General features: G+C 45.9%; 11 protein-coding genes and 1 pseudogene. 9 read left to right on the top strand and 3 right to left on the bottom strand.

The genetic code is table 11. The annotated features are described in order from the left end of the window. The first annotated feature begins 300 nt into the window (after positions 1–300). A complete protein-coding gene (locus ACSF8W_RS02570) occupies positions 301–810 on the top strand; it encodes an outer membrane beta-barrel protein (protein WP_500844761.1) in 510 nt (169 codons plus the stop codon). Positions 811–970: 160 nt separating this feature from the next. Here ACSF8W_RS02570 and ACSF8W_RS02565 read toward each other — a convergent pair whose 3' ends face one another. After that, the gene (locus tag ACSF8W_RS02565) at positions 971–2,023 is read right to left on the bottom strand and encodes an AraC family transcriptional regulator (protein WP_500844759.1); all 1,053 of its coding nucleotides are present in this window, start codon (positions 2,021–2,023) and stop codon (positions 971–973) included. A gap of 173 nt (positions 2,024–2,196) precedes the next feature. On the opposite strand from ACSF8W_RS02565, the gene ACSF8W_RS02560 reads away from it, so the two are divergent. The 3 genes from ACSF8W_RS02560 (at position 2,197) to ACSF8W_RS02550 (ending at position 4,699) form a co-directional block, all read left to right on the top strand. Further along, positions 2,197–2,580: an MFS transporter gene (locus tag ACSF8W_RS02560; protein WP_500844758.1), complete on the top strand. Its 384-nt coding sequence runs from the start codon at positions 2,197–2,199 to the stop codon at positions 2,578–2,580. Further along, positions 2,573–3,796 (top strand): HlyD family secretion protein, encoded by a 1,224-nt coding sequence (locus tag ACSF8W_RS02555; RefSeq protein ID WP_500844756.1) that lies wholly within the window; start codon positions 2,573–2,575, stop codon positions 3,794–3,796. The genes ACSF8W_RS02560 and ACSF8W_RS02555 overlap by 8 nt, the downstream gene beginning before the upstream one ends. A 213-nt stretch (positions 3,797–4,009) precedes the next feature. Next, the gene (locus tag ACSF8W_RS02550) at positions 4,010–4,699 is read left to right on the top strand and encodes a hypothetical protein (protein ID WP_500844755.1); all 690 of its coding nucleotides are present in this window, start codon (positions 4,010–4,012) and stop codon (positions 4,697–4,699) included. On the opposite strand, the gene ACSF8W_RS02545 is transcribed toward ACSF8W_RS02550, so the two are convergent. Together ACSF8W_RS02545 and ACSF8W_RS02540 are read right to left on the bottom strand one after the other, a co-directional pair. Then, positions 4,696–5,880, bottom strand: coding sequence for a cation:proton antiporter domain-containing protein (locus ACSF8W_RS02545; protein WP_500844753.1), 1,185 nt, complete (start codon positions 5,878–5,880; stop codon positions 4,696–4,698). The two genes, ACSF8W_RS02550 and ACSF8W_RS02545, sit on opposite strands and share 4 nt — an antisense overlap. A gap of 80 nt (positions 5,881–5,960) precedes the next feature. Continuing rightward, the gene (locus ACSF8W_RS02540) at positions 5,961–6,701 is read right to left on the bottom strand and encodes a carbon-nitrogen hydrolase family protein (RefSeq protein WP_500844751.1); all 741 of its coding nucleotides are present in this window, start codon (positions 6,699–6,701) and stop codon (positions 5,961–5,963) included. A 300-nt stretch (positions 6,702–7,001) separates the two neighbouring features. Here ACSF8W_RS02540 and ACSF8W_RS02535 point away from each other — a divergent pair, with 300 nt between their 5' ends. The 5 genes and pseudogenes from ACSF8W_RS02535 (at position 7,002) to ACSF8W_RS02515 (ending at position 12,298) form a co-directional block, all read left to right on the top strand. Further along, positions 7,002–7,364 (top strand): hypothetical protein, encoded by a 363-nt coding sequence (locus ACSF8W_RS02535; RefSeq protein WP_428479915.1) that lies wholly within the window; start codon positions 7,002–7,004, stop codon positions 7,362–7,364. Between the two features lie 582 nt (positions 7,365–7,946). After that, positions 7,947–8,080, top strand: a pseudogene (locus tag ACSF8W_RS02530) (IS3 family transposase); the annotation flags it as partial. A 31-nt stretch (positions 8,081–8,111) separates the two neighbouring features. Then, positions 8,112–10,805, top strand: a complete 2,694-nt coding sequence (locus tag ACSF8W_RS02525) for a CHAT domain-containing protein (RefSeq protein WP_500844749.1) — start codon at positions 8,112–8,114, stop codon at positions 10,803–10,805. After that, positions 10,798–11,727, top strand: a complete 930-nt coding sequence (locus ACSF8W_RS02520) for a hypothetical protein (RefSeq protein WP_500844747.1) — start codon at positions 10,798–10,800, stop codon at positions 11,725–11,727. Before ACSF8W_RS02525 ends, ACSF8W_RS02520 begins: the two co-directional genes overlap by 8 nt. Beyond that, on the top strand, positions 11,714–12,298 hold the full coding sequence (locus ACSF8W_RS02515) for a hypothetical protein (RefSeq protein WP_500844745.1): 585 nt from the start codon (positions 11,714–11,716) through the stop codon (positions 12,296–12,298). The genes ACSF8W_RS02520 and ACSF8W_RS02515 overlap by 14 nt, the downstream gene beginning before the upstream one ends. The last annotated feature ends 14 nt before the right edge of the window (positions 12,299–12,312 follow it).

Here is a 12,312-nt window from a genome sequence, read left to right as displayed (position 1 = left end):
AGAGAGTAAGGATGCTCTCTTTTTTTTATCACCCCGTTTATTTTTTATATCTATCCTAGGGGACGTTATATTGCCTGCAGGCAGTGTTTTGCTGACAAAGCAATATAGTGATGGGGGACTTTCATTCCATAATCTATTGGAAGTTCAGCTGTCGTTCAGATTAAAAACGTTGTTTTCTATTTTAAGTTTCTGTTCAGCTAACTCCTGTATGGTAAATACCGAACCACACAGAATCTTACTCTTCTTCACGGCTCAGTGTGTTGACCACAGGGAGCACGTGATGAAACAAGGAATAAAATAATGAAAAAGATCACCGTAGTTTCAGCATTGGCACTTTCTATTTTTGCGGCGTCACCGGCGTTAGCCGCAGACACCGACTGGTTTGTGGGTGGCGGTGTCGGTTATCAAGCCGATAACGTAAAAGGCGCACATGATCAAAATGGCGAAGACGCGACGTACCAAGTGCGTGGTGGTGCCATTATTAACGATCATCACCGTGTGATGGGGACGTACAGCTTCATGGACAAATCTCGTCAAAACATGTTCTTAGCATCGTACGATTACCTGATGCCGGTATACCAGAATGTTAACCTGTTCGCGGGTGTGTCTGCGGGTGTGGCAGACAGCAAAATCAGCGGCGAAAGCGCGACTGACTTCGTATGGGGTGGCCAAGTGGGTGCAATGTACGACATCAACGAGAGCTGGAGCACTGATTTGACGTACCGTTACCTTGATCAAGACTACAGCGAAAACAGCACCAAGATTGATTACTCACAGCAAGTAGTATGGTCTGTTGACTACCATTTCTAATGGCTGATGTGTCTGGACGACATCGTCATTGAGAACTGTCAGTAAGAACAACTAAAAAGGGAAAGCATCGGCTTTCCCTTTTTATTTAGGTGTTTTATTTCCGCAACTCGCAACTCGCAACTCGTTCCCAGCCCCTTCTTTTCCCTTCGTTCCTGTTTTGCTACCCCCGACTACGTTCTAGTAAGTTCTCTTTATATTGTGCTGGCGTCTGTCCGCGTTGGCGTTGAAAGGCTTTACTGAAGCTCTGGCTGTTGGCATAGCCCAGCGCGGTGGCAATGTCTTTAATCGGCATGTCTACCTGCATGTATTTGATGGCCTGATTACACAGCACATAGCTGGAAATCGCGGTGAAGCTCCAGCCAAATTGGTGCAGTCGCCGCTGTAGCTGTTGGCGTGAAAGCTGTAAACGTGCGGCCAAAAAGTCAATATTAGGGAGGCCGTAATAGCGCGAGTAGTTAATCAATTCATAAAACACTTTGGCGGTGTCGTGGGGTTGCGGCATGTTCAGGAATTCATCCATCTCTAAGTTGGACAGCATCATAGGGCGGTTGTATTGAAACGGGTGGGTATTGGCATGCTCTAACAGCGAAATATCCAGCCACACTTTGGTTTTCGGGGCGTTCCACGTCACATTGCAGCCAAAGAATGCATCAAACTGGCCAGTCTCCCCGGGTTGATCATAGCCACAAGGTGGGCCGCTGATCTCTACCTTCAGGGGCACATAGTCTTTGCCCATAAAATAGCGCAGGGTATTGGTGAACATGATCGCCATGCGCAAGCTGTCGTGCAGTCGTCCCCGGCCTTGAGAAAAGTGATTGTCATAACACCATTTGACTAACTTACCGGATTGCTCGCCATGAAACGTAGCACCTGACTGCAAGCAGGACGTACCGTAATTGATCCGCCGAAATGATAACGCCAGATCCGGCGTCGACAAAAACCATTGGCCAAGCCCGCCTTCGACATCTTCAAAGGTGAGATCAGGTGCCAGTGTCGCCATATAGGCCGGATCATCCACCAAAGTTTCTATTTCTTCCAGCAACGCATTGATATCAATGAATGGGATCAAGGTCATGCGGCCATTAAACAAAGTCTGGGGCACAGAGAGGCGCTCGACAGGTAACCCGTAATGTTTGTGGACGGCTTTGATGATTGGATGAATGAACAGTGTGCGGATAAATGCAACATCAAACAAGGTATTGGGTAAGGGCATCTTGTACACCGTCTATCGTGTTTTACAGGCTGGTTATGGTTCAATTGTATCAAAATTACCGTTAATTTGATTTATCTGGGCACTAAAAATCACAGAGATCACTTTTTTTTGCACACTCTCCCTCATAACTACAACGCATAACGTGCAGTATTTAAAATAAAAGGAGAGGGCGAATGAGCCTCATCAGCATGCCTTTTGTCGACAGCGGAGTCGACACCGCACTACACATTGTGGCCGCCGTGATCTTGATTGGATCTGTCGCTGCCGCTGCGTACGGATTTTGGCGCATCCATGAATTACCGATTCAAAAAGCCCACACCAAAGAACACCATCAGATCGGTTTGATCACCGCGTTAACCTGGATAGGGTTTATCTGGCACTGGGTATGGGTCGTGGCCGTGATTATTGCTTTTGTCGATGGCGAGCAAGCTTTGCGCCGTATTCGTGATATTTGGAAAGGCAATGACAACCCTGTGATGGCGTCCCCTGCGAGTGAGCCTGCCGCCTCTGCACATCCAGCGGCTGTAATGGCAGACAAGGAGGCAGATCATGCTTGAGGGATTAGCCGTATGGGCACTGTTTATCTACTTGCTGCGCATGGTGGGCATGCCGTGGAATAAGTTTACCCAAGCCTTTGCTTACATTGGCGGTGGCAGTTGGCTGCTGTTCGTGTGGGTAGGTTTGATCACCTATGCACCGATGGATTTGTCGGGCGGTTCCGTGGTGCAATCCCCGCATATTCAATTGCGCCCAGGCTCGACCCAAATTAAAGGCCATGTGGATGAGATTTTGGTGCGCCCGAACCAAGCGGTAACCAAAGGGCAGTTGGTATACACCTTGGATGACGCGCCGTATCAAATCGCCTTCAACAAAGCCAACGCCGTGCTGCATTCGGCACAGGTGGCCTTGTCTATCGCCAAAGAAGACGTGCGCATTGCGGCAGAAAACCAGCAAGCCTCATTGAAAGACATTGAGATCTCGACCAATCAGTTAGCGGCCGCGAAAGAAGATTTAGCGTTCAAACAAACGACCTTGAAGCGTTACAGCGAACAAAACCGCGTGGTGAAACACACCATTACGGAAACGCAGATGGATCAGCAACGCACGGCCGTTACGCTTGCCAATGCCGAGGTGGTGACACTGGCCTCGCAGCTTGAAAAAGCCAAATTGTCCGCCAATCGTGCCACGTTAGATGCGGAAAAATCCGCTCTGAATGTGAAGAGCCGTGAAGTGGATGTGGACACCGAGCATGAAAACGTCGCGCAGGCACAATGGAATATGGACAACACCAAGGTGTATGCCCCTGCTGATGGTTACGTGACCAACTTCATTATGCGAGAAGGGCAGTACGTGGGCATGGTGCCGCGTATGCAGATGTACACCAACGAAAAATACGTGCTGATGCGTGTGAATCATCAGGCGATCCGCAATGTGAAAGTGGGTCAGCGTGCGGAATTTACCTCGGCGGTGTACCCAGGCAAGATTTTCAATGCCCAAGTGGAAGGCATTGTGGAAGCGACCGGTGAATCGCAAGGTAACTTGCTGGGGCGTGATGACAATATTCGCCAAACCACGGGGCAGAATGTGATGAACAAACACCACTTTGTCCGCCTGAAACTGGATGAATCTGCGGGGTATGACATTCCGGTCGGCTCTGTAGGTCTTGCATGGATCAGCGCTGAAAAACCGATTGGCTTCCTGCAATTTTTGGATGTCATTCGCGGTATCATCATCCGTATGAAATCCCAGATCTACTACATCTGGTCGATGTAAGGCAGATATCAACACAGGATATTAAACAGCGTCACCATAAGAATAATTACGATACCGATTTCCCTGCCGCTCTGGAGGTGACTGGCACCGTGTCACCACCTCCAAGTTTTACTACGTTAATGCTGACCGTAGTGCTGCAATTTCAATTGTTGGAGTTGCAGTTTTTTTTATCTGCAGATTACTGATATAAATATGGCCTGAGAAAGGATTAGTGTGAACAGTGAGCAGATGAAAACGGATAATCAATCGAAAGTCATCAAGGCAAGCCGAGGCGCACAACGAGCCGCACTCGCGCTGTGTATGGCGGCATTTACCGTCAATGCGCAGCCGCTAGGGGATGCACGTACTGAGATCCAGCTGGGTGATACGGCGCAACACGTTGCTTCCCTCCCGGATACCTTTGATTGCTCTGCTATGTATGACGAGGCGCTGACATATTGCCGTGATAAGCAAACCCTGTATGGCATAGCGGCGAATTTGCAGGTCGTGCACCTTCATGCCGGACGCGTGCAGCAGGTGGAATGGCAATTACCGTCAACCCAAGCGCATGTTACAGCGGTACTGCATAGCCTGCGTAAAGACGGTTACACCTATGCCCACATGACGGTCATGGATGACGCGGTAGGTCACACACTCGATGTGTTGGCCAGCTTGCCGTTGTTAACCACGCCATCTGCGCGGGATCAGTTGGATCAACGCATGTTTACCTTGGCCAATCGCGGGGATTTTCGGACGGCACGGACTTATTATTTTGTGGATCGCCCGACATTTTCCCTCGCGACACAGCAGACGGTGACAGAGACAATCTCTTGGTTGCACGCGGTCAACGCGCCGTGGGTGACGGTAGTGGCACATGAAGACATGCTCAGTGTAACCATGCACTTTCCGGTTCACCAACGTTAATCCTGCCGCAGTTTTTTCTCGATGGAAATGGGGGTGGGGAAGCGCTTCACCACCCAATAGGTCGACACAATAAACGTCGTGATAGTGGTGATCTGAATAAACAGCACGGCCTGTTGCGACAGCAATTGGGCCTGCATGGCCGCATACGTTACCAGAAAAGAAAACTCACTGGCTTGGCTCAGTCGCGCACTGAGCTCGTGCCGCACGGTGGGTTTCTCTTTCGCCCATTTGAGCGCCAAGGCAAAGCCCCCGTATTTCACCGCGATCAATAAGAACCCTAAAAGCACCCCGAGCAAGCTATACAGGTTGGCTTGGCTGATATCCATCCGCGCGCCGATGGCAAAGAAAAACAAGATCAAAAAGAACTCGCGCAGCGGCTTTAAGTGGACAGAAATCGCCTGTGATACTTGGCTGACCGCTATGGAAATCCCCGCAATGAACGCCCCGCTTTCGTAAGACAATCCCACTTGGTGGCTGAGTTCCGCCCACAGAAAGCACCACGCCAGCGTCGTCACGAAACTGTATTCTTGGATCACATCAAAGCGGCGAAACAGCGGCAAGATAACGTACCGCACACCCATGAAGGCTAACAGGCAGACCAAGGCAAATTTCCCCAGCATGAGCAAAAAGCTCAACAGCATGACATTGCCGTTCCCCATGCCATCGCCCATATTGAGAAAAATGATCACACTGATGGCGAGAATATCTTGCACCAACAAAATACTGGTGATGATTTCCCCCAACCGTTTGTGATGCAAGGTGGTGGTGGGGATGAGCTTCAAGCCAATGACGGTACTAGAAAACATCAGTGCCGCCCCGATGATAGCGGCATCTCGCAGTGAAAACGCAATGGCAAGGCAGAACAGGGTGCTAAACACAAAGAAGGCGGCGCAGGTGCCGAGGGTGATCAGCGCACTTTCTTGAAACAAGGAAAGCAGCTTTTTGGGTTGCAGGTTCAGGCCAATCAAAAACAGCAATAAGATCACCCCAAGGTTGCCGATTTGGGTGATGTTTTCTGCACTGGTGACCAAATTGATGCCGTGCGGCCCTATCAGCATACCCGCGGCGATATAGGCCAGAATGATGGGCTGACGGGCATAAAGAAACACCGTGCCCAGCAAGGCGGCACTGATGATGATGGCGCACAACTCAAAGATTAAAGGAGCTAACTCACTGTGCATAGCAGCCGTACTACGTCCGTCAGGGCCAGTGTTAAGTGTGGCTCACAATAGAGGGATTACCTATTCATGTGCATGATTCGCTATGTCAGTGAAAATGTGCCCTGTTGCGTATCAACGATCCCCACGGCGACAGCATCTTGCGGCAGCTGGGCGATCCGCTGGCCGTTCGCTCCAATCACCACGCTATTTCCCATGCCCTGAATTGCCGTGTCATTTAACGCCGACGGCCAGTTGCATTGAATCACGACACAATGGAGGGCTTTGGCCATGGCTGCGGCTCCTGCGTAGAAGCCGGTATCTTGCGATGCCTCATTGGCGCGTAGGATGTAACTGGGCCAAAGCATCACATCTACCGATTGATGATGCAGGGAGGCAACAATGTCATCCACGTCGTCTGCTTCACGACACAGAAAAGCACTGATAGTGACATTATCAAGGGTGATGATGGGGCGCGCGGTACCGGCGGTAAAGTAGGTGCGTTCACTGTCCGTTAAGCCGATTTTATCCCATTGGCCAGCGATGTCGCCGTAACGGTCAATGCAGAGGTAGCGGTTATACACCCGTCCGCGGCTGGGATAAGGCAGGCCGACACACACATTCACCTGATAATGCTGCGCCCAGTGTGACAGGTGGCGTAAGGCTGCTCCAATACGCTCTGGATCGGACTGTGTGCGGACATGACGATGAAAACCGCTGAGGCTCAGCTCCGGAAAAATCAGGGTATCGACCGTGAGGTGATAGGCCGCAAGGTAGCGATGCAGGGTGGCGAGGTTATCTTCCAGAGTCCACGCCATCGGCATTTGGACGATTCCAATTTTCACGCAGTTAATCCTATCAAGGTTGTATATTGTGCCTTTTATAAATGGCGATTCAGTATCTTTATTGAGGCATGGGTGGACAAGCCTATGATCAGTAAAGCATCGTGTTGCTCGAAGCTTTTTGTAATGCGTGTAACAGCGGTAAGGGCGTGAGAGGAAGCTGGGACGGTGGGGGAAGAGCACGCTATGCTTTCACGAATTTTGGACCTATAACGATGGTGCAAATAATTAAGGGATACACCCTAGTATTTACCCATAAAATCAGCATAATCTGGGGTCATATTGCTAGAAGGAAAAATGACGATGGCAACTTTTCAATACTACTTCCACAAACTGCCTTGCTTTGATTGTAAAAAAACGCAAGTTGATACCGATCTTGGCTGGTTAACGGCTGCGATGAAAGAAGAAATCGTTGTGCAAGTGACAGCGATGATGGCGGAAGGTGACGTTGCGTCTGATTTTGCTGTGAACGTAACCTGCACAGAAGACGATGTGCGTGAATACTTGCTACTGAACTACTACGGCTACTCTGAAGAAGAACTAGCGAACAACGAAGTAGAAGCAGACGACGAGCAAGCTGTTGCAGACGAAATTGCAGAGCTAGCGGGCAACCTTGTGTTTGAACACGAAATCGCCCTACAAAGCTGCACAGACTGCGGCGAGTAATCGCAATAGCAGATTGAATGAAGGCGCTGTTTTCACGAACAGCGCCTTTTTTGTGTTTGGTGGTTGGAGCCAGATCTGGCTGACTCGCTGATGGGGCTCGAGCCAATCATGTTCTTCACTTTTTCGCCGGGTGATAGTGTTACTCAGATTTGCCTCGAAGTGAGTTTCTACCATTGTTAAAACTCATTACGAAACTTAATAACAAAGCCTCGCTGTAGGTGAACTTACAAGGAAGGAGGCTGTGGGAGTAGTATCACCCTTGTTTGTGATGTTCTTTAAATGCCTGATACATTAGAATTTCCGTAAATTATAAGATTACATTTGTTGTGTTCTTGAGGTGGTTTTGTAATCATGTCCAGACATCATTTTAGGTGGTAAAGTTTCCGCCTCGTTTTATAGGTGTTTCATGACAAAACAACGACGTACTTTTTTGCTGAATTTAAACTGAAGTTGCCTGTTTTATTCTGTTGAAGGCTGTACTTTTTCAGAGGCTTGCTGCTTACTGGATGTGAGTCAAAATGTTCTTCGCTGATGGGTTGGTTAGCCTGTTAAATATGGAATGTTGTGAAACTCTATCGATCAAAGCGCTTATTCAGAAGCCTGAAAACGGAGTGGTTTTCAGCGATCGGATATATGACTGAGGCATCAAAGGAAATCAGCTATTATTTGATGGACTATTTAAATTGGTACGGCCACACAGTCGCAATAATGGCTGACTACAGCAAAAAATATAAATAAGGATAGCAAATGGATTGTTTTTCAATACAAGCCGAACATGCTATGGAGTACAGCATTATGCAAGATTTACTGCTTCGTAGACATATTACACAAAAATGGTTTGACCATACTGAATCGGCTAAGCAACTCTTAAAGACAAAAGATGATAATTATATTCTGAAAGCAGAAAAGTTGTTATCTAAAGCTTTGAAGATCGCTCGTAAGGATCCATTGGCGAGAGCTTCAACCTGTCACGACTTAGGAGTATTGCACTTTTCATATCACACTGAATTACCAGGTGGAACCAAGCATAACCTACATAAAGCGATTCAATACTTTAACCGTGCGATAGATACACCTCAAAGGCGACTTATTCCTGAGAAGCACGCTTCCAGTCTCTCGCAATTAGCAGCAACTTATCGTAGGGCCGCATATGACTATCTTTGGCCTGTTAAAGACGTTGATTGCTTAGACAAAGCCAAATTACTTCATGTTCAAGCGATTGATTTATTAAGGAATAGTGAAGTGCCTCAGGTGATTAAAGATGGTCAGCTTTCAATTATCCACTTCAATTTAGCGAGCGTACTTTTCGATCAAGGACTTAATCAGAAGGCATGTCAATCACAAGCGCTTTCTGTGAAACTGTACCTAGACTACCAGAATTACAACTTACCACCGTTTATGAATGTCATGGATCCAGAGCAAGCTCTTGGGCTGAGTTTTGCTAGGTTGATGCATTTCTCAGACTCTCCAAAACACAAAGATCTATGTGAGACTATTTTAGATATCGCACCTCATTTCGGGATCGACCCTCTAAAAATTATGACAATTAACCCTGGGGTTGATATAGCTATACCTGAGCAACAAATTGATTATTTGGTGCGGACTGCAAAAGCCAAACCGTTGCCAGAAAACTTAAAGCAGCTATTTAAAAAGCAATATGAACTGATGGAAATTCGGAGAACTTGCAAGAGTGATGCAGAAGCCGATGTATTAGCATCTCTAGTTCAAAGAGTATGTTCAGGGCTTGCTCGTATACTAATGGAACAGAACGATTTAACGACTTCATTCAAGTTACTAGAAAACTGTAGTGCTCTGCGTTTTTGTGAAAGCGCAAATAAACATTGGCAAGTTCCAACAGAGAAAATCTGTATGCCTTTACGTAGTGATTTGCTTCAGTTGGGGTCTATTCATTTTAACCTCAACGAACTTGCGTTGATGTTAGAGCATTTAAATGAAGTTAATGTTGAGGCAGCACTCACAGAGGTTTTAGAAAGAGCACAAAAAGCGTCAATCATAGAAGAAGAGCGAGATGTTACGTATTTCTACGAGCCTGAACGGTATACTACGTTACTTAAATGTGCGTTAGATTCCAAAGATGCGATTGCATTTCTAAGACACAAATCCGATGACTGTTTAGCTGACTTTCTTAAGATTGAAAGTTTAATTGACAGGCTAGATCCTGCATTTTTGAAACGAAGAAACAGTGACTACTCAGTTCAATTTTCGCACTTTGAAGAAGCGTTACGTAAGAACCCCAATTTAACTTTGGTCAGAATTGACATTGAGTCGAGCTACGATGATGCTCTCATTTTGGTTGCTACAATAGTTGACGGAAAACTTGCGGTAACGGGTCATAGTGTCGGCTTACCACGAAACTTAGTTAACGATCTTGGTGAATTTGTGAGGGGAAATGCTGATGGTCTTATGCCTTGGACTCTAGACTTTATCAATTGGCATGAAATCTTACCGAGTAATTGCAAACGCATTGGGTTGCTGACGTCTTTTTTTGCATCACAGATACCTTGGGCTGCCACTGGAATTGAAGGTGAAGAGCTCTATACATTGGTTGATGAGGTAAACTGGCTCCCCACAGTTCTTTATCTTTGTAATCATGTAACTCACTTCAATAAGCGTAGTGGTGCTAAATGCATCAATGGTGGGGAAACCCGTTTTCATAATGTAGCGAATCAGCATGTTCCCGATTTGAAGAATAACGTTTCAAAAAGTGACTTTGTTGATGCAGTTCGAAGTAGCGAGGTATTTTCCTATTATGGCCATTGCGCCCATGAACTCCCTAACAGGCCATCTCTAAAAACGGATCTTTTCGACTTGCATGACTTGGAGTTGGTTAATAAGGTTGCGGGTATGAAGCGTGTTGAATTCTGGGCTTGCCAGAGTGGCAGTAATATCCCTTTAAGTGTCTTTTCTATCCCTGTAAATGAAGCATTCGGTTTTGATATGCGGATGATAGAGTGGGGTGCTGTTAGCTCAATCGGTTCATTGTGGGCGTTGCCTGATATAGTTACAGCACATATCAAATCTCATTATGACCAACTTGTAAATACTGGTACTTCACCATCAAAAGCTCTACTTGCAGCTCAACGTTGGTGGGTTACACAAGGAGCTAATGCCGAACTCGACAAAATGAGAGAGTTAGGACTTTCCCCTTATCTTAATACCTTAGGTTGTAATGAAACTTTGGATGGACTTTTGGGGCCAATGAAAACAAAAGAAGCACGGAGTGAAGATGAGCTAGAACGTGCCAAGAAGCTATTTCTACATCCATCTTCATGGGCTGGTTTAAGGTTTTGTGGTATTTCAGAAAAAATCAAAGAAGCAGTTTGTAAAGAGGAAATAGACCTAACAGCTGATGAAACCAGTCAACTAAAGAGTCTATTAGTCAAACAACAATTGAAATCAGGGTTTATAAATTATGCATGATTGCCTTGAAGAATCATTGCCAATTACGGACTGGAGCGTAGAAGGTCGCAGAAAGTATCTAGAACAGAACCAAATGGTTGTTGAGTTGATACTATATGAGAGTCTCGAGGTTTTCGATGAGCGAAGAGTATCTCTTGCCTTTAAAAGTCAGGATAATGCTAAAGATTACATAATCAGTATGTTTTTGTCCGATAGCTTTAACTACGGGAAGTTACCTAGAGGAATCCCCCATGATATAAAGTTGTTCAGCCAAATCGATTTCTGGTGCAAGCTTAAATCAGGAAAGTCATTTTCTGGAGTACAGCGACTCATAGATGAAGAGGTCGAACTCATTGATGGTCAGTCTGAGGCCGATACTTTTGAAGCTGATTTGATTAAACTCTCACATTGCTTAGCCATTTATAGTGATTTGGTAGCTGCAAACATGGTTTATTTTTGGTTGCAGGCTAACAAGAAGCTATTGGACGAGTTAGGCAATGTAGTTCATCCTCTTAAGTACGACAAGTCAGTTTACATTAAAAAGAGTCAGACTAGATACAAAGTTGACTCATCATTTAGGTATCTGTGCGTTTTTCTAGATATCGAGTCGCACATCCCAGGTTTTCACTTGTATAGGGGCAAATACTTAACAAAAGGGGAAAACAAACCGCAGTACACTGCGAAGAAAAACGAAGGGGAATCTCATCATACAACTAGTGAAGTTAGATCTGTTGTGACAAAAATCATTGACTACTTTTGTAGAGTACACAGTGATGAACCAAGCCCTTTATGTCTGGCATTGTTTAAATCTGTAGGAAGTAAGACTCTATTGGATCAATATAAAATCAAGAGTGGCGATTGTACGGACATTGAGGAGCTAAGAGATAAGCTTACTTCGTTAAAATCCCCTTTTAAAGAGGAGGTCTCGTATGACGTTAGATAAACTTTCGTTGGACGCGATGGTTCAAGGCAGAAACACTAATACAGAAAACTGGAAAGAACTAATCAAGGACCTAGAACGTGAACGAGTCTGGAGTGAAGCCGTTAAACGTAGAGAGAATCTTGATCGGTTTTGCCATTTTGCTGCCAAATGGCCACAATTTGTTAGCTATTACCAACAAGTAAAGCAATTCGTCAAACAATCGACCAATTCTCCACAAGTCTTCGTAATGAATGAGCAGAATATACTAGGTGACTTGTCATTGGCGCTAAGTGAGAGTGACAGTTCAGTGGTTCCTTCTCTGGTTAATGTCGAGTGGGGTAGTCAACAGTTTATTGAGATCCAGGGTGAACAAGTAGTTTTGTTCAACACCGAAACACAGGTGCAAATACATTATAGGTATATGGATTCAGACGGCTGGATAACTTCTAATGACAAGTGGGAGTTCACCCCTAATGAAGGAGCAGTTATGCTCACTTTTATAGATGGTGATGTAAAAAGCCATGAACTTTATGAATGTTTAAATTCTTCAAAATCAGTTGGTTACGTGGTTCTCCTGCCTTCGTTTAAATAAAAGGCGAAAAAAAT

Source organism: Photobacterium sp. 270122K, from assembly GCF_059941365.1.
The sequence above is the reverse complement of the archived record's forward strand: the minus strand, read 5'-3'. Positions and strand labels throughout refer to the sequence as shown.

Bases quoted from the DNA above. Each gene is read 5' to 3' on its own strand.
- ACSF8W_RS02570 (WP_500844761.1), top strand. From the start codon at position 301: ATGAAAAAGATCACCGTAGTTTCAGCATTGGCACTTTCTATTTTTGCG.
- ACSF8W_RS02565 (WP_500844759.1), bottom strand. From the start codon at position 2,023: ATGCCCTTACCCAATACCTTGTTTGATGTTGCATTTATCCGCACACTG.
- ACSF8W_RS02560 (WP_500844758.1), top strand. From the start codon at position 2,197: ATGAGCCTCATCAGCATGCCTTTTGTCGACAGCGGAGTCGACACCGCA.
- ACSF8W_RS02555 (WP_500844756.1), top strand. From the start codon at position 2,573: ATGCTTGAGGGATTAGCCGTATGGGCACTGTTTATCTACTTGCTGCGC.
- ACSF8W_RS02545 (WP_500844753.1), bottom strand. From the start codon at position 5,880: ATGCACAGTGAGTTAGCTCCTTTAATCTTTGAGTTGTGCGCCATCATC.
- ACSF8W_RS02535 (WP_428479915.1), top strand. From the start codon at position 7,002: ATGGCAACTTTTCAATACTACTTCCACAAACTGCCTTGCTTTGATTGT.
- ACSF8W_RS02525 (WP_500844749.1), top strand. From the start codon at position 8,112: ATGGATTGTTTTTCAATACAAGCCGAACATGCTATGGAGTACAGCATT.
- ACSF8W_RS02520 (WP_500844747.1), top strand. From the start codon at position 10,798: ATGCATGATTGCCTTGAAGAATCATTGCCAATTACGGACTGGAGCGTA.
- ACSF8W_RS02515 (WP_500844745.1), top strand. From the start codon at position 11,714: ATGACGTTAGATAAACTTTCGTTGGACGCGATGGTTCAAGGCAGAAAC.